Origin of the sequence: Providencia alcalifaciens (genome assembly GCF_915403165.1) — a bacterium.
In the GTDB taxonomy this organism is placed as follows: Bacteria; Pseudomonadota; Gammaproteobacteria; order Enterobacterales; family Enterobacteriaceae; genus Providencia; species Providencia alcalifaciens_C.
On sequence record NZ_OU659204.1, the window covers coordinates 3205182 to 3223638 of the forward strand.

The 18457-nt window shown below is 40.3% G+C and carries 15 protein-coding genes and 1 tRNA gene; 3 read left to right on the forward strand and 13 right to left on the reverse strand.

Features of this window, described 5'->3' with window-relative positions; genetic code table 11:
* Nucleotides 1-463 precede the first annotated feature (463 nt).
* From hypF to yiaA, 9 genes are all read right to left on the reverse strand, one after another.
* On the reverse strand, nucleotides 464-2746 hold the full coding sequence (gene hypF / locus LDO73_RS14565) for a carbamoyltransferase HypF (RefSeq protein ID WP_224058951.1): 2283 nt from the start codon (nucleotides 2744-2746) through the stop codon (nucleotides 464-466).
* 136 nt (nucleotides 2747-2882) lie between these two features.
* On the reverse strand, nucleotides 2883-3737 hold the full coding sequence (locus LDO73_RS14570; RefSeq protein ID WP_224058953.1) for a hypothetical protein: 855 nt from the start codon (nucleotides 3735-3737) through the stop codon (nucleotides 2883-2885).
* A gap of 19 nt (nucleotides 3738-3756) precedes the next feature.
* Nucleotides 3757-4269 (reverse strand): fimbrial protein, encoded by a 513-nt coding sequence (locus LDO73_RS14575; protein WP_224058954.1) that lies wholly within the window; start codon nucleotides 4267-4269, stop codon nucleotides 3757-3759.
* Nucleotides 4266-4769, reverse strand: coding sequence for a fimbrial protein (locus tag LDO73_RS14580; RefSeq protein WP_224058956.1), 504 nt, complete (start codon nucleotides 4767-4769; stop codon nucleotides 4266-4268). The genes LDO73_RS14575 and LDO73_RS14580 overlap by 4 nt, the downstream gene beginning before the upstream one ends.
* Nucleotides 4770-4780: 11 nt before the next feature.
* Nucleotides 4781-5263 (reverse strand): fimbrial protein, encoded by a 483-nt coding sequence (locus LDO73_RS14585; RefSeq protein ID WP_224058958.1) that lies wholly within the window; start codon nucleotides 5261-5263, stop codon nucleotides 4781-4783.
* Between the two features lie 34 nt (nucleotides 5264-5297).
* Nucleotides 5298-6038 carry a fimbria/pilus periplasmic chaperone gene (locus tag LDO73_RS14590; RefSeq protein WP_224058960.1) on the reverse strand — a complete coding sequence of 247 codons (741 nt, stop codon included), beginning with the start codon at nucleotides 6036-6038 and terminating at the stop codon, nucleotides 5298-5300.
* A 26-nt stretch (nucleotides 6039-6064) separates the two neighbouring features.
* Nucleotides 6065-8536: a fimbria/pilus outer membrane usher protein gene (locus LDO73_RS14595; protein ID WP_224058962.1), complete on the reverse strand. Its 2472-nt coding sequence runs from the start codon at nucleotides 8534-8536 to the stop codon at nucleotides 6065-6067.
* Nucleotides 8537-8691: 155 nt separating this feature from the next.
* A complete protein-coding gene (locus LDO73_RS14600) occupies nucleotides 8692-9258 on the reverse strand; it encodes a fimbrial protein (protein ID WP_224058964.1) in 567 nt (188 codons plus the stop codon).
* 792 nt (nucleotides 9259-10050) lie between these two features.
* Nucleotides 10051-10539, reverse strand: coding sequence for an inner membrane protein YiaA (yiaA, locus tag LDO73_RS14605; protein WP_224058966.1), 489 nt, complete (start codon nucleotides 10537-10539; stop codon nucleotides 10051-10053).
* Nucleotides 10540-10862: 323 nt separating this feature from the next.
* Here yiaA and LDO73_RS14610 point away from each other — a divergent pair, with 323 nt between their 5' ends.
* A complete protein-coding gene (locus tag LDO73_RS14610; RefSeq protein WP_224058968.1) occupies nucleotides 10863-11411 on the forward strand; it encodes an RBBP9/YdeN family alpha/beta hydrolase in 549 nt (182 codons plus the stop codon).
* 77 nt (nucleotides 11412-11488) lie between these two features.
* On the opposite strand, the gene LDO73_RS14615 is transcribed toward LDO73_RS14610, so the two are convergent.
* Nucleotides 11489-11565: transfer RNA gene (locus tag LDO73_RS14615), tRNA-Ile, on the reverse strand.
* Nucleotides 11566-11919: 354 nt separating this feature from the next.
* Here LDO73_RS14615 and LDO73_RS14620 point away from each other — a divergent pair.
* Nucleotides 11920-12993: a dihydrodipicolinate reductase gene (locus LDO73_RS14620; RefSeq protein ID WP_224058970.1), complete on the forward strand. Its 1074-nt coding sequence runs from the start codon at nucleotides 11920-11922 to the stop codon at nucleotides 12991-12993.
* A gap of 60 nt (nucleotides 12994-13053) precedes the next feature.
* Here the strand turns inward: LDO73_RS14620 and LDO73_RS14625 are convergent, their stop codons facing one another.
* Nucleotides 13054-13650 (reverse strand): GNAT family N-acetyltransferase, encoded by a 597-nt coding sequence (locus LDO73_RS14625; RefSeq protein ID WP_224058971.1) that lies wholly within the window; start codon nucleotides 13648-13650, stop codon nucleotides 13054-13056.
* A gap of 257 nt (nucleotides 13651-13907) precedes the next feature.
* Here LDO73_RS14625 and LDO73_RS14630 point away from each other — a divergent pair, with 257 nt between their 5' ends.
* Nucleotides 13908-15929 (forward strand): NADPH-dependent 2,4-dienoyl-CoA reductase, encoded by a 2022-nt coding sequence (locus LDO73_RS14630; RefSeq protein WP_224058973.1) that lies wholly within the window; start codon nucleotides 13908-13910, stop codon nucleotides 15927-15929.
* A gap of 96 nt (nucleotides 15930-16025) precedes the next feature.
* On the opposite strand, the gene sstT is transcribed toward LDO73_RS14630, so the two are convergent.
* Together sstT and LDO73_RS14640 are read right to left on the reverse strand one after the other, a co-directional pair.
* Nucleotides 16026-17282 carry a serine/threonine transporter SstT gene (sstT, locus tag LDO73_RS14635; RefSeq protein WP_224058974.1) on the reverse strand — a complete coding sequence of 419 codons (1257 nt, stop codon included), beginning with the start codon at nucleotides 17280-17282 and terminating at the stop codon, nucleotides 16026-16028.
* Nucleotides 17283-17563: 281 nt separating this feature from the next.
* A complete protein-coding gene (locus LDO73_RS14640; protein ID WP_224058976.1) occupies nucleotides 17564-18433 on the reverse strand; it encodes a hypothetical protein in 870 nt (289 codons plus the stop codon).
* Between the last annotated feature and the right edge of the window lie 24 nt (nucleotides 18434-18457).

Here is an 18457-nt window from a genome sequence, read left to right on the forward strand (position 1 = left end):
TAATAAGCTGAAGTCTTATTAGAATTACCTGATGTGTAAATATAAATGAGATCCTAGTCCTACCGCTTTTTAATCACTTGATCTTCATCAAGAGCCAATAAGAAATTTGGTCTTTTTTAAATTTATGATAGAAAAATCGATTCAGCGACGAGTTAAAAGATTATTTAACTTTTCATGCTGTTTTCAATTTGTTTAAAGAAATGGGAGTTGAAATGTTAAAAAAATATAACAAAACGTTGTTATATCATAATGTTAAAATAAAAAATTACCCATAGGGTCTTATAGACATGTATAATTAACCAAATTTCGAGTAACGTCTTATTTCAATAATGGCTATTTTAGTAAAAACAAATAAGAATTAATATCAATTATATTAAATAAGAATTAATATCAAAAATAAATAAAGCCAAATTTACTTATTAATATATGACGAATAAAAATAAATAAAGCCTGACTATTATTCTCAGTTATTTTTCTTCAATATTGCGGCAGCGATCGCAACTTGCCCCAATGCAAGTCCACCATCTCCCATCGGTAATTGACGAGCATGCAATACCTCAAGAGGCTGCAATTTCTCTATTAGCAAATGACGCAATAATTGGTTATGCAGAACACCACCAGACAGCACCACTTGTTGAATGCTATGCCATTTCGCTTGTTGCTGCGCTAAATCCGCAAATCCTTGGGCAAGAGCTTGATGAAAAGCATGGGCTCGTTCGGCTCTCGGTGCATCATAAGCCAACCATTCATGCCAAAATGTGATTAAATCCAATTGATTATCCACAACCGGCATGGTGACAGGATGCTGCTGAACTGAGCTTTGCAATGCTAGCGCTTCTAACTGACAAGCCCCCTCGCCTTCCCAACTGGTTTGCTCAGGACAAATCCCTAATTCCGCTGCGACAGCATCAAATAATCGTCCTGCCGACGAAGCGGTTGGGCAGTTAAGCTTTTTCGCAATCGCTTTTTGTAATAGTGGATAAGCAAAAGGAGCTAGCACCGAAGCAATGGGCCTCGTTTGCCAATCGGGTACAAACTTTTCTAGATGAGCTAATAAATTGCGCCATGGTTGGCGAGATGCTAAATCTCCCCCTGGCATAGCAACTGGCGGTAATCCACCAAGGTATTGGCTAGAAGCGTAATCGACGAGTAAGCACTCACCGCCCCACAACCGGTTATCATCACCAAAGCCGAGACCATCCAGTGCCAAACCAATCACTTTTTCATTACCTAACGGAATACCATGTTCCGCCATCACCGCCGCAATATGGGCATGATGATGCTGAACGTGGATCATCGGGATATTCAGCTGCTCACTTAAGGCATTACCGTAACGATGGCTAACATAGTTGGGGTGCTTGTCCCCGACTAAATATTCAGGTTTAAATCGATAAATCGACTCAAACAGTGCAATAGATTGCTGATATTGTTGGTAAATATCAATATCGTCTAAGTCACCTAAATGCTGGCTCATCACCGCACTTTTATCTCTAAGCAAACAAAAGGTATTTTTTAAATCCGCACCTAGCGCCAAAATAGACGGTGAGTTTTCAAAGCCCGCCGGAAGGTCAATGGCATCCGGCACATAACCTCGGGCTCGGCGTAACATTTCCGCTTTTCCGGCATGGTAACGCACTAAAGAGTCATCAGCCCGTTGCACAATATCGCGATTATGCATCAGCCAAATGTCTGCGATGTTTGCTAAATCTGTGAAAGCTGCTTGCTCGGTTAATACAGGAGGCTTGCCCGATGCATTTCCAGAGGTCATCACTAATGGCTTACTCACCTGCGCCATCAATAAATGTTGCAGAGGGTTGGAAGGTAGCATCACCCCCACTTCCCGTAAATGTGGTGCGATATTTTCACTTAATGCGCTATTTTTCCATTGATGAATTAATACTATTGGTGCAGCCGCGCTTTCAAGTAATGCACGCAGACCTTCAGTAACATCGACCCCTTGGTCTTTTAGCCAGTCTAGGGATGGGATCATTACCGCCAGAGGTTTGCTAGGACGGTGTTTACGTTGACGCAATTGTTCAACTGCATGGAAATTAGTGGCATCACAAGCAAGATGGAAACCGCCAAGCCCTTTAATGGCAGCAATTTTGCCATTCAATAAATCAGTCGCCGTTTGTTCTAAAGCTTGATGGTGAACCGCCAGAACCTTGCCATTCTTGTCACACAGCTGGATTTCAGGACCACAGGTTGCACAAGCATTTGGCTGTGCATGAAAACGTCTGTCTGCTGGGTTTTCATATTCTTGCTGACATTCAGGGCATAACGGAAATGCCGCCATTGAGGTATTGGGTCGGTCATAGGGCATTTGACGAATAATAGTAAAACGGGGACCGCAATGGGTGCAGTTTGCAAACGGGTAATGATATCGACGGTTCGCAGGGTCAAACAATTCGTCACGGCAGGCTTTGCAAGTTGCAGCATCGGGGATAACTTGAGTATCCATTCGTCCTGCACCACTATGACGAATCGTAAATTTTTCTGGTAACTCATCCCATTGAAAAGGCTGGGATTGAATAGACTCAATATGTGCAAGCGGTGGGCAATGTTGGTATAAAAGTTGGGTAAATAAAGGAATATCCGCAGTCTCTAGTAGGCGCACCAGCACACCTTCGCCATCATTACAGACGTCTCCGTTCAAGGCGCATTGATGGGCGAGTTGCCAAACATAAGGTCGGAATCCAACCCCTTGAACCTTTCCTTTGATACGTAACTGTATGCCGTTTTTCACTCGAATGCCCTCTGGTGACTAAGGCTCTATTCTCGCGCTTCTACGTATAAATAACCTGAGTTCAGATCAAAAAATGGCAGGGTTTTAGTCTCGATGTATTGACCAAAACCCTGCCATTGTCTTTTATGCTTGAATACTAAGGGAGCTCAACCGATAACAGAAAAATACCTGAATACTCATCTGGAGCGAGATCTTTGGTTTTTCTTAATGTGCTGGAAACATCAAAAGTTTGCTTCACAAACGAATCTACCGAAAGTACAGTTGATGGCGCACCATTGACTTTAATTTCAGACTCTAGCCCATCAGCCATAAAAATGAAGTTATCGTTATCTAATCCTGCGACAGCTGAAATTTTAACATCCGTTGGATTTGTGCAGCTGATCGTAAAGTTTTCTCTCACAGTATGACCATTCATCGAGCTATTGGATAATGTGCCGTGGTCGATATAGTCAGGACCTTCAATATCACAGTTAGTAATAGCAGGGTCTAACGGTGAACAGAGAATTATTGGGTTATCTGCGGTTTGCTCACGCTGCATTTTTTGTCGATACAAAATACCTAAATTGAAGCAGAATCCAACTCCAGGCCTTCTCGGATAAAACTGCCAACGTCCCGGAATTTGCCTATTTAAAACGTTATCTTTTTCTAATGCTCTAGCCACTTCACTGAACGTAACGGGGCTTTCGTCCCACGAACTTCGCTCTCTTAATCTAACTGAGTGAGTATCAAAGTTAACAATGTGTGAGTTACCCGCACCATACCCACCATCTGCATAGGTACCCCAAGATCCTAACTCTATATCACAAGGACAACTGCCTGTCGTTTGCACAGCCATCGGGCGATTATCGTGTTGTAAGTCCCCGCGTAAAATATATCGTGTGTCCATCCATGCGCCATGGTCAGTAACAAGCTCACCTTGCGCTGCAAATTCAGCTCGCGCAAATTGAAAAGACGATATAGCTAACAAACAGATAAGAATAAGTTTTTTCATAATATCCTTAACAACCGAGTTATTCGTAATAGATATTAAAAGTGGTGGTGGCGCTAAAATCCCCGAGTTTAATACTTTTATTTTTGATTGCGTCTTCTTCCCCCAAAATGGAAGCTTTAAGCGGGATCACGCTAGGGAATTTACTGCCGTTCATTCCAACAATAGGGTATTGGCTATTAATATCCACATTGCTATTATCGCTACTTAACACGATGGCATAGCCCAGATCACCGGGGTCACCATCAATTCGCAGCGAACCTTTAATTTTCGGGTTACTGATTCCCGTAAATGACATCGAAAATGAAAAATCAGGTAAAAACTCGCACTCAGAGAGTGTGATTTCAAAGACTTCGGAGATATCTCTTTGACGATAAAGGTCTTTATCATTGACCTCATGAAATGGCACTACAAGCTCCTCGCCACCATTGACGATGCAAGGAATGGCGTGCCTCAATACTCCAGAAAAATTCACTTCATCCGCGAATGCATTCCCAGAGAAATAAAGTAATAGAGTAAAGAAGATTATCTTCATGGATAAGAAACCGTTAATGTTGCGCTAGCAGTGAACTCCCCCGGATCAACACGAGCAGAACTTGAGCTACTTTTCACTAATGCCGCCTTCAGATCAGGTGTTCTATAGTCAGATTCATAGGTATATACAAACGTATCGTTCACTCTTAATGTTTTTGAATCATGATAAATTTGCAGTGCAATGTCTCTTTGCTCATTAATTTCTAATAAATCATTATCAAAGTAAGAACGTTTACCTTCAAAACTAAAAACCACATCCGTTCCAGAGGAGATATTGTCGCATTCCCATTCAAAATCGATATCTTCGATGTACTTTTTACCATCTTTGGTGGGTACCATTGAAACGACTAAGTCATCACCAAAATCCACCTCAATCGGGCGATTATTATTGATGACACATGGCGTTCCCTCTATCAAATTTCCTCTAAAGCTCACTTTGACAGCCTGTGCCGCACTTGTGTATGCCAGAAATAAAACGAATGATAACAAGAGCTTTTTCATAAGATAATACCTTAATGATATCCTACAGTTAGTGTTGCAGCAGTAGAAAACTCACCTCCAACAGGTCTTATCCCATTAGCCAGTGCCAGTTCTGCGGTTAAAGAAGGTAAAGATTGGATATTATCAATCTCATATTGAGAACCGATATCCATTGGCTTGTTATCAATATACAGTTTGATATTCAAACCCGGTGTATCCGCGACTTTCAGGCTGTTTGAGGTTTCCCCTTTAACGCCTTCAAAAGCAATATACAGCTCATCAAATCGCGAATCACAATTTAAACTATAAGGAATTGCCTCTGTGTATTTACCTGACTCAATTTGCCCAATAACGATGTCATCGCCAAAATCCACATAGATATCTTCGTTATCATTCAACACACACCCGCCAGATAAAACATTCACTCTGACCGTCACAAACTTCCCATCCGCAAATGCAGTCACAGATAAAAAAAACAGTAAACTAAGACAAAATAGGTTCTTAAATTTAAACATTCGATTTATCCATTTCTCTCATTTGCTTATGGGATTAATTAGCCGCTTGTGCGTGGCACTCTGTTGCAGAACAGACAAACGGAACATCAACCTGACCACCGTAATCATTGATGTAATTAATGACTGGTGATGAACCTAATTGTTCAGCTGTAATTGGCAGTTTTTGTTCAGCAAATGGGGCAACGTCTACAGCAACAAAACTTTTTGCTTTCTCTGCATTAGCACTTTTTCTAATGTTGTTTAATACCACGTAGTAAGCCGTTGGGTTTTTGGCATAAATGGCTCCATCTTTTTTGACTAGCACTAATTTATTCTGCCACGGTGCATTTTTCATTTGAGTGGAATCAACCGCTAAAGACGCTGGACGATAGAACAACTTCACGCGTGTTTGTAATGCAATTTGCAGTACGTTAGATTTTTTACTTGTAGGTGGAATTTCTCTTAAATTAAAGAAAAACAGACTTTCTCTATCTTGAGGCAATTTCACTACGTCTGGTAAAGCTTCAATACGCAATTGGCTTGTTTGCCCCGCATTAATTCTTTGGATTGGTGGCAAAATTGTAAAATAAGAGGTTAATTTTTCGCCTTTCGCATCTTGAAACCAACCTTGTGCCAAATAAGGCAGTTGGTTATTTTTATTACTTATCGTTAATGAGACAGAATTGCTATCGCCATTATAAATAATACGTGTTCTGTCCATTGAAATTGCAGAATAAGCATTCGCAGTCACGAAGCAGCCAAGTAATAATACGGATAATTTTTTCATCATAAACATTAGCCTTCTTTTAAGATTATTATTAATTAATTACATGGTAAGAATAGTTTGTCATAAATATCGTGCTCTTCGATATTTTGTGGGAATGTAATCGTACATTCAGAACCTTGCCATGATACTTTCATTGTCTCACCCGGCTTTATTCCACCGATGTAAGCTTCACCTTGGTCACCCACAATACCTGTTGTCTTGCCGGCATTATTTTTAATATCCGCAGCAAATGGAGGGTAACTTCCATCTTGTAATCTCAACGTCACCATCATTTTGATCCCAGAAATAACATCAAAACTACGATAACCTATTGCACCTTCAGTGAGAGTGGTTTGTGTTACAGAATCCGCAACCTCAACGTTCTTAGGTAATTTATTAATATCAACAACGACGTCTGTCTTATAGTAGCTATTAATATCAGGTACAACGACTTTTCCAAAACCACTTGAACGTAAATATGTGCCGTTATATTTTACAGGAACATCTTTAACGCCATTCGTATCAACAAAAACTCGCGTTCCACCCGTTGATGTGACTGGGTGCATTCCTATTCCATACCCCGTCAATGTCATGCCACCTTGAACATTCGCAGATAATGACATTGAGTTATTACTTATATAGTTATAGCTGGTATTAAAGTCATTCATATTGCCTTTGTGGCTATAATAGCTACTAAATATCCCGCTATGTCGATTATTACCGACAGAAAGTGAAAGGTTATCTTTATTTTCAAGACGCTCATTCATTGTCACTTTATTCGTATTATCATTCTTACCATTATACGTTGAATAATTGACATAAGTTCCTGATGCTAATGGAACTGAAAGGCTGACATAAATTCCGTTATCTTGATAACCCTGCATTTTGCTATTAAACATGTTGATAGACAGACCGATATTATGAAACTTGCTGGTATCAAAATATTTCGAAAAGGTCATGTTATAGCGATAACTATTTGGGCGATTCCAATAGGTTTGGTGCGTGTAATTTAAATTTATGGATGAACGCCAATCAGTAAAGTTTTTACTTAGTGATGCAGAATAAGAGCCTTTATTGTGTCCTGCATACATAATATCTTTTTGGTCATTATAAGTGAGGAAGTCACTCATCGTCATAAATTCACGATCCATAAAACGGTAAGCGGATAATTGAATTTGACTATTACTTCCTTCGAAACTTTTATAATAATCGACTTTAAATGCTTTGCCTTTTAAGGTCGGTCCATCTGTCAGTGCTGCGATGGAATGATTAAATGAGAACGAGATTGCACCAAATCGAAACAAATCACGCCCAACACCGGCAGCAAAAGAGTTAAATCGACTACTATTTAGCGCGCCACCAAAAACTGACCAACCATTGCTAGCACCCCATGAAACCTCGCTTTGTGCGAATGCATCTCCCATAACATGGCGATCCATATCCGTTGGTCTACCTGCACTCACTTTATAACGCACAGAGCCTGGACGAGATAAAAAAGGAATATTTCCAGCTTCTACTTCAAATTCCGAAACTCGCCCGTCGCTCTCTTCAACTCTGACTTGTAACGTCCCTGAAATACCGCTATTTAAATTTTGAATTCTAAATGGGCCCGCAGGAACTAAGCTTTCATAAATAACGCGTCCATCTTGGCTAATTTTGACTACTGCGTTTGTTTCTGCAAAACCCGTCACCTCTGGCGCATATGAACGTAAGCTCGGTGGTAACATATTGTCGTCAGAACGTAATGAAATCCCAATAAATTTGAAGCTATCAAATAAATCTGTTTGCAGAAAATCTTCACCAAGGGTTAATTTCGATTTTAAGCTGCGAATAGCTCGATAAGCATAAATATTCGTCCATTTAATATCGTGGGTATCATCAACTCGACTATTTTGTGCATGGTTATATGAACCTTGCCAAAAACCCCGTAAACGCCAGCTATCAAAGTTAGCGCCGACTGCCCCTAATCCTGAAAGGAAAAAAGTATTGTTCGATTTGTTATCACCCAAACTACGGTTATATTGTGAGGTCAGATTATAATCAAAAATAATACCTTTAATGCCATCTTCCCAACGAGATGCTGATTCCCAATCGTTGGCGGAATATTCCTGATAGCTTTTCGGAATATTAATAATTAATGTTCCGGTCGATAAATTAGGTGTTACTGACATTCCTTCTAGGCTAGCAATATCCAAACACTCTAAGTCATCAATAGTATTCCACTGTAATACACTTTCAGCTTCAGAATTTAAGTCAAATTTCTCGACAATTTCATCCGTTAAACACGCTTGTGATTTTTCTTCATAACTCACAACGGTTATTTTCTGCTCAGGTATATACGCGTTATTTATACTTAGTTTAAAGGGATAAATGCCAGGAACAATATAAAGATCTTGTGAAAAAACTGCCAAATTAATATTTTCTCTATCTTCTGCGTTCAATATATTAATATTGAAATCCACTGCCTCTTCAGAGAGAGCAATTAATGGATTCAGCAGCAATAAAGATATCGTGATGAGTTTTTTCATGAATTTATTTTTTATTAACATTTAAAAACACAGAACACATAATTTTATTATTAACTTTTTTCATTACGATGTCCTTAAATTTTAATAAAATTTCTAAGCTGAAGTAATGATTGGTCTCATTACTTCAGCTTACCGTTAATAACTAATGCATTAAATTAGTTATACGACAATACGAAATCAGTTACCGCTTGGAATTCACCTGAAACGATATCAACTGGTGCTTCTGGTTTACCTTGGCTACCTAAACCTTTCACGTATGCAGCAAATTGCAGGGTGTTAGTTGTGCCTTGCAGTTTGTGCTCAGATTTAGTGACTTCATTTAATACGATTGGGTCATTATTGCTATCTACGATCTGGATACCCGCGCCTGCAGCAGTACCTGTAATAGCTAATAGTGATTTAGGGTCATTTGTAGCGGCCGCACCTGAAAATGTAATATTCACGGAATCACCTGTTTCTACAGTACAGTCAATTAATTTAATATCGAACATAACTGGTGAAGATTGACCGTCTGAACTACCACCATTTTTTAATACCACATCAGCGATTTGACCTAAATCTACAGTTTGGTCAATAGAAGATGGGTCAATAGAACAAGGTGCAGTGATGATGCTACCAGTGAAAGTGACTTTACCATTACCGTGGTTAACCGGCGCTGCGTTTGCACCAAAACCAATTAATGTTGTTGCTGCGATAGCCATAAGAGTTTTATTTAATTTCATTGGGTAAATCCTCAATTAAGTCATAATTTAAAGAAAAAAGATAAAAAGAAGCCGTGTAATTAATTATTAATTACAATAGAAGCTTAAATTTCAGATACGAGATATAGATAAATATACTTAGCTAAAATCAAGGTATATTTATGAATATGGTAGTTAAATCTTTTGCCTTCTGAGCTTTGGTTCACACAAATACTATAATTACACTTAAAAGCTGTAAAGTCGCCATCACCTATCGAAAACAAGAAGTTCAATAGGCAGTTATTTTTTGACACATTTAATCATATTAAGATTATTTTGTTATGATAAAAATCAATGAGTTATGGATAATGTGTCATTGATTCATACTTAACAACATTTATTTCACATATATCGGACATTACTTTTTTGCAATTAGTTACATCTTTGAAGTGTATTATTATCAGCAATTATCCAATTACCACAATTTAGCGTAATAGTTTTTTGAATTTTCAATCCAATTTTATATGAATCAAAAAGAAAATTATTAATTCCAACTTATCTCTAACTGCTATTTTTCTAATAAATAAGAAATTAGTCTCATTTATTACATCTAATGAGAATTATTCAATGTGATTAAAATACATTCTGGTCTAATCAGTGTTTAATTAAGATACTATTTTATACTCAACTATAATTACTATAGTGATTATCTCTGAGATGAATTGGATGCTATATAAGAATAGATAGATAGGAAATTAGAATGGCAAATACTCTTCAAGTAAAAAGAAACACAAAGGCTCAAATGCATTCATTGAGCCTTTACTAAAACAGTGATTAACCCTTCATGCTAGGTTCACTATCTTCATTAACGACTGGTTGTTTCACTTCAAATTTCTTAGGCAGCTCAGCTGGCTTAATAGTTTGTAGATCGCGAATATTCTTTTGCACCGCGATAGAACCAAATATGCATAAAAAGAAAGCAATTCCGTAGAAACCTTTTTCACTTGGTAATAGTTCCGCGTTGTACAGCCCCACTACCATTAATGCGATGGATGCAAAAAATGCCACCATACAAGCAATGTAATACGCTTGGGTAGTTGGGATATTATCCATTTTATCTCGCACTGTTTTCTGGACTGAAATTGAAGAAAACAGCCCCAGTAATAAGATTGCAAAATAATACCCTTTTTCATTTAACTGCATCTCAGAGCGCCATAGCCCAATAAGATACACGGCAACCCCACCAATCACCGCAATCCAAGAAATCAGATGAAATGCATTGAAGCCCGAAAATTCATTATCTAGTGAAACATTATCCTTCATATGAGTAACCTTTCCATAAGTGAAATTGGAACTCATCCTACCTTAGATAATTTGACTTTAATAGTCATTACAAGGTGACAATCATAGTGTGTAGTTAAAATAGGATTAACTGCAATACATTGATTTTATTTTTAATTATTCATTCTAAGCTCATAACCAACACATTAAATGCGTTAAAAACAAAACCCATCAGAAGCTATTTCGTATTATTCCGAATGGCTCATTTAAATAACATTTTGATTTAACGCTAACCAATAAATTGCTAGCTAACTTTAGTTAACACCGATTAAGATTAAATTTTCCCAGACAACCTGAGAAGCAAGATGACCACCACTTTTATTATTGTTCCCGGCTATACCAATTCCGGCTCTCAACATTGGCAATCCTATATAGAAAGAAAATACCATAATACTGTGCGCGTCATTCAGGATGACTGGAATGCCCCTAACCATAAATGGATAGAGCGCCTAAACGAGGTGGTTCAAAATACAGAGGGTGAATTGGTACTGATTGGACACAGTTGCGGAGCCGTTTGTGTGGCGCAATGGGCGAGCCAATTTCCCAACCATCAAGTAAAGGCGATGATCCTAGCCACCCCTGCGGATGTTGATTCCCCTTCTGCCCTACTCGATATTCAACAGCAGCGACCGCTACCCAGTAAAAAGCTTCCAAGCCCTTCTTTGCTTATTTATACCGATAATGATCCACACCTTGGCACTGAAAAAGCCCATCAGCTTGCCGAAATATGGGGCAGCCAACTTATGTTGGTTAAAGGCGGTGAGCATTTAAATACTGATGCAGGATATGGCGAATGGCATGAAGGCGAGCGGCTGATTGAAGAGTTTGTGGGGAGAGAGTTTATTGGGCGGTAGTTTGTATCCAGTGCTCCAGACACAAAAAAGCCACTTCTTTCGAAGTGGCTTTTTGCGCTGATTTAACAGCTGAAATTTGGTGGCCCCTACTGGACTTGAACCAGTGACCAAGCGATTATGAGTCGCCTGCTCTAACCAACTGAGCTAAGGGGCCAAAGTGGTGCGATTATACGTGCTGTTTTGGTGAAGGTCTAGTATTTCAATACTATATGGTGAATTTGTATCCAAGCCATAGCGTTACCCTATAATTCAATAGCATGACATCACCGAAAGACATCATTCCTATCTTAATTATCGGATTTTAATCTAGGATTCCATTCTTTATTAGAACACCATTCATGAAAAAACCTGCGTTAACAACTACCCTATAGTAAATAATCGGGCGTAAAGATTGAGTTTCCCCGTTCTAATTTATTAAGCATTCTTTGTTCAATTGATTGATATAAAACAATAATTTTATACTTCATATAGAACATGATGATATTAGACAAACAGTTATAGGACGATAATGATGAAAAAAGTACGTGCAGTTCAATATGGTTGTGGAAAGATGGGCAAATTTCTCATCCGTTACCTACAAGAACACGGTGCTGAAGTTGTGGCGGCTTTTGATATCAACCCTGCCGTGATTGGCAAAGACATTGGTGAAATCGCAGGCACGGCAACAACTGGCGTAAAAATCCAGCCACTGAATGAAGCTGATAAAGCCCTAGAAACCTTAAAACCCGACGTGGGAATTATTGCGACCCTCAGCACCATGGCTGACTTAGAAGATGCATTCTCCCTCTTCGCTCGCCATGGCGTTAATGCTATTTCAACGGGTGAAGAAGCTCTCTATCCATGGAACTCATCCCCTGAAATTACTGAAAAACTCGATGCTTTAGCTAAAGCGAATAATTGCACTTTAGCTGGTAGTGGCTACCCAGATATGTTCTGGGGCGTGCTTATCGATACCTTGGCGGGCTCCATGCACAAACTTGTCAAAATCAAAGGTTCTAGCTGCTACAACGTGGAAGATTACGGTATTGCACTGGCGAAAGGCCACGGTGCAGGCTTAACCGTTGACGAATTCAATCAGCAAATTGGTAACTATAACGACCTGCCATACGCAGTTATCGCTGAGAAAATTGAGAGCGGTGAATATGCGCCACCGTACATGTGGACGCAAAATGGATGGTTATGTAGCCGCTTAGGTCTGGCCATTACCAGCCAAACTCAGCGCTGCGTACCCCAAATTGCCAAAGAAGATATCTATTCAGATACCTTAAAAATGACAGTGAAAAAAGGCGATGTTTTAGGGTTATCTGCTGTGGTGATCACTGAAACAGCAGAAGGCGTCACTTTAGAAACGGAATGTATTGGCAAAATATTAACGGCGGATGAGTGTGACAAAAACAGTTGGCAGCTAATTGGTGAGCCAGATACGGCAATTGAAGTGAATAACCCTGCAACCGTGGAATTAACCTGCGCAAACTTGGTTAACCGTATCCCTGCGCTGATCAACAGCCCTGCTGGCTACACCACCACGGAAAAAATGCCAAATAACGTGTATATGACCAAACCGATGCACGAATATTTATAATTGGCTGATTTAACTATATATTAATCATATAGCCCACATCCTGTGGGCTATTTTTTTGACTTAGCGAGGCTTTGTCATCTGCCATTCTAAATGGCGACGCACTGCCGGCCACTCATTATTTAAGATGCTATAAACGCAGGTATCTCGTAGCTCACCCGTACGAGTTAGCATATGGTTACGTAAAATCCCATCGAGTTTTGCCCCTAAACGCTCAATCGCTTTACGACTTTGATGATTTAAAAAGTGCGTTCTTAGCTCCACGGCAACACAGTCTAATTCTTCAAATGCATGTTTTAACAACAGGTACTTAGCTTCCGTATTGATCGGTGTGCGCTGGGCTTCAGCTCCATACCATGTTGCTCCAATTTCAACACGGCGAACCCCTTGATCGATCCGCATATACGAAGTCATGCCAACGGCTTTGCCTGTACGTTTATCAATAATCGCGAATGGCACCATCTCTTTTTGGGTAAAACGCGCAAGGCGCATGTCGATATCTTTCGCGACATTTTCTGGTTCAGGTACCGAGGTATACCACAAGTGATGCAGCTTATCTCGTTCAATAATCTCAGCATAAACAGCATTATGGTGATGAGTCAGTGGCTCTAATCGAACATGGTTGCCTTCTAAGGTGACAGCTTGGCAAATCTCTTTCATCGGCGTATTTCCTGAATAACTCGGTTGTGTGAAGTGAAAACCCATCAAATTATGATGCGAATAACCATTCTTCTTTGTTGTAATCTTTTTTTATGACAGAAAAATAAAACAAAAGAAATAGTCCTGTAAGTTTAATTATTCCTCGTAAAACATATGATAAAAATCACAATTTTTTAACATTATTCTTAATTCAATTGTCCATTAGGCTACAGTTAACTCATCTGACCTGTTATTAATAGTCCCAAATGGGAGCCAATATGAGCAATTTTCCACATCTTTTTACCCCACTTGATTTGGGGCATACCGTTCTTAAAAACCGTATTTTGATGGGTTCAATGCACACCGGCTTAGAAGAGCATCCTCAAGGAAGCCAGCGCCTTGCCCACTTTTACCGACTTCGTGCAGAGAATGGAGTCAGTCTGATTATTACTGGGGGAATAGCCCCGAACCCCGAAGGGGCTTTAGCACCTCATGGCGCTGTATTGAATCATCAAGACCAATTGCCATTTCATCAACAAATCACCGATGCGGTACATCAAGCGGATGGTAAAATTGCGTTACAGATCTTGCATGCAGGTCGTTACGCTCTACATCCGGCGTTAGTGGCACCTAGCCCGATTAAATCCGAAATAACCCCATTTCCACCCCGTGAATTAACCGTCGATGAAGTTCACAGAACCATCGATGACTTCGTGAACACCGCTAAACTTGCCCAGCAAGCAGGCTACGATGGCGTCGAAGTAATGGGATCGGAAGGTTATTTAATCAACCAATTTATTACATCGCGCACCAATCATCGAACTGATGAATGGGGAGGCAGCTATCAAAACCGTATCCGTTTTCCGATAGAAATCGTTAAACGCATTCGCCAAACGGTTGGGGAAAATTTCATTATTATCTATCGGTTATCCATGCTTGACCTTGTCGAAGGAGGCTCAACATGGGATGAGATCGAGCTATTGGCTAAAGAGATTGAAAGTGCGGGTGCCACCATGATCAATACGGGAATAGGCTGGCATGAAGCCCGTGTGCCGACCATTGCGACGCTGGTTCCCCGCAAAGCCTTCAGTTGGGTGACGGAAAAATTAATGGGCAAGGTGAATATTCCGCTGATTACCACCAACCGTATCAATGACCCGTTTGTGGCGGAGCAAATCATTGCTAGCGGTCAAGCAGATATGGTTTCCATGGCGCGCCCTTTTCTTGCCGATGAAGCGTTTGTGTCGAAAGCTCAAGACGGCCGCGCTGATGAAATAAACACCTGTATTGGCTGTAATCAAGCCTGCCTTGACCAAATTTTTAATGGCAAATTGGCGGGCTGCTTGGTAAATCCTCAAGCCGTACGCGAGATGGACTATCCCAATGAATTAGCAGATAAATCCAAAAAAGTGGCGATTGTCGGGGCAGGTCCTGCTGGGCTTTCTTGTGCAATCTATGCCGCCAAGCGAGGCCATCAAGTCACGCTATTTGAATGCAGCAACCAAATTGGTGGGCAATTTAACCTCGCCAAACAGATCCCTGGCAAGGAAGAGTTTTATGAAACTCTGCGCTATTTTTCACGACAATTGCAACGGCTCAATGTGGATGTTCGACTAGAGCAGCTCGCGCAAGCGAATGATTTAACGCAATTTGATGAGGTTATTATCGCCACGGGAGTTATCCCCCGCGCTATCAACCTAGCTGGCGCAGATCATCGCAAAGTCATGTCCTATATTGAGGCGTTAAAACAGCCCGATAATGTCGGCAAAAATGTGGCTATTATTGGTGCCGGTGGGATTGGGTTCGATGTTGCGGAGCTCCTTACCCAACAAGGGATCAGCAGCAGTTTAGATGATGATAAATTTAACCATGAATGGAATATCGATACCGCCATCACCGCTCGGGGCGGGCTTTTCCCTGCGAAAAAACAGTTAGAACCAACGCCTCGCCATCTCTATTTATTGCAGCGTAAAAACAGCAAAGTCGGTGCGGGGCTTGGAAAAACGACGGGATGGGTACATCGCTTGTCATTAATGAAACGTGGCGTTCAGATGTTTAATGGCGTGGAATATATGAATGTGGATGATGATGGACTACATATTCGCTATCAAGATGAAAATATCTGCCTTGCTGTTGATAATGTCATTCTTTGTGCTGGGCAGGAACCATATCGTCCATTGAAAGAGCAATTAGAAGAAGTTGGTATCCATCCCCATGTTATTGGGGGGGCGGATGTCGCAGCTGAATTGGATGCCCGTCGAGCTATCGAACAAGGTATGAAAGTGGCTTATCAGCTATAACCCTATTTCACACATAAAAAAACCCCCAGTAATTGGTTGTCCAACTATTGGGGGTCACTTCATTCAGCGGGTTTTCTTTTTAATCAACGAGAAAGCTTAGTCTTGAGTTTGAGATAACTCAGCATCCGCTTGGGCTAGTTTATCATCTTCCGACAAACATACCGCCGCAGTGAAAAGCACATCCGTTGAAGAGTTGAGTGCAGTTTCAGCCGAATCTTGCAGCACGCCGATCATCACGCCCACTGCAACGACTTGCATCGCCACTTCGTTAGAAATACCGAACATATTACACGCCAGTGGGATCAGTAATAATGAACCGCCAGCAACTCCAGATGCACCACACGCACACACCGCAGCCACCACGCTCAATAACAGCGCCGTTGGGATATCAACAGGAATTCCCAGAGTATGTACCGCTGCTAGTGTTAACACAGTGATAGTTACTGCTGCGCCGCCCATGTTAATGGTTGCACCTAGCGGGATAGAAACGGAATACGTGTCTTCGTGCAGGTTCATACGGCGACACATACCCATGTTCACCGGAATGTTAGCTGCGGAGCTGCGGGTGAAGAAGGCGGTTACGCCACTTTCACGTAAGCAAGCGAAGACTAATGGGTATGGGTTACGTTTGATTTTCCAATAAACAATCAGCGGGTTAACTACTAATGCCACAATAATCATACAGCCCAGTAATACCGCCAATACGTGGAAATAACCTTTTAAGGTTTCAAAACCGGTTGTCGCAATTGTTGAAGAAACTAAACCGAAAATACCTAATGGCGCTAAACGAATAACCACGCGAACCAGCTGAGTCACGCTTAAAGAAAAATCGTGGATCATCGTTTTGGTGGATTCATTGGCATGACGCAATGCAATACCTAAACCAATCGCCCACGCTAAAATACCAATATAGTTACCTTTAATCAGTGCATCGACTGGGTTAGCAAACACATTGATTAACAAACCTTTGAGCACTTCAGCAATATTACCCGGAGGCGTCAGTTGCGTATCGCCGACAGCTAAAATCAAGCTTGATGGGAACATAAATGAGCCAATCACCGCCACAACAGCCGCGAAGAAGGTGCCTAAAATATACAGTACTAAAATTGGGCGAATACTGGTTTTTTGCCCTTGGCGATGGTTAGCAATGGACGCCATCACCAACACCCAAACAAGAATTGGAGCAACTGCTTTTAACGCACTAACAAACAGGTCACCCAGTAAGCCTACGTTTTTTGCTGCCGATGGCCATAACCATGCCAATAAGATACCTGCAATCAAGCCTGCTAGGATTTGTTTGACCAAACTACCTTGACTAATTACTCGCCATAACCCTGTTTTATTTGTATCCATAATAGACCTTTATAATTTATCTTTTTTAGGAATTAAATGTGTTTGCCGAGCCAGTATAAGGAATATTAATCTCCTGAAAAGGCTATTATTCAAAATATACACAATGATTGATTGTAGTTAACATTAATTTTACATATCTGTGATCGTAATAGAATTTTGTTTCTTATAGGAAACAGTCGGCATTAAAAATGAATGAGTATTTTCAGATAGTTAAAATAAAAAACACCTTAGAGAATTCCCAAGGTGTTTTTCTGAATTTATTAAAATATTACCAATAAGATTTAACGTTTGACTAAATACTCACCAAAATAATTTGCTGTTTTTTCTTCATCGATTTTTAAATTTCCTTTCCATCCAGCCCAAGGCATTTCCATATCTGAACGCCCTTTTGTATTATTCAGCTGATTTTCTGCGCTAGTTACATCACCAAAGTCGTGCCAACTATCAAGAGATAAAGAGATAAAAGTATTCGGAATAACGCCAATTAATGCGAGTGAATGCAATATCCCGCGTAATGTGTATTTATCGCCTTTAATTAATTTCGCCTCAGATAAACGCTTTTCAAATTTTCCGGGGGTTTCATCTTCAGGCGCATTACGTAGTAAATCGAGTAATTGGTTAAAGACTTTTTTATCTTCATCGGTAGGTTCTACAGCAGCAACCGTCAGTAAATGTCGGAGATTCAAATAAGTGTAACTTACATTCCCAGTATAGGAATTTCCGTAATATAAGCAGTATTGGAAGTAACTATCATTAATATAAATATGCTTATTATGATCGCTACAAACCCAACAACATGCATATTGCGGTTTTTCAAGATATTGATGAGCTGGCAGAGAATGTAACTTGTGATAAGCGCCCAAGACTGATCGCCCCCGCAAGTAACTTCCTCCGACTCCCGCCACGAAAGCATCCAAACAACGCTGGCGAGTAATCGCTGTTTCCTGTTTTAAACTGTGTAGTTTATTAATGATATCTTCATGATCAGTAAAAAATGCAATCTCATTCGGCAACCAATGAGAATCACTCAATATTTTTCGTTCTTTATCAGATAAAGAGTCCAATGGATAAGTCGATACCGCACGACCTCCATCATATTGACTATTTTCATACTTATAGAGTTTTCGTAAGACCCGCATAACTTGTTGCACAGAACCTCCTCATCTTCACGCCTA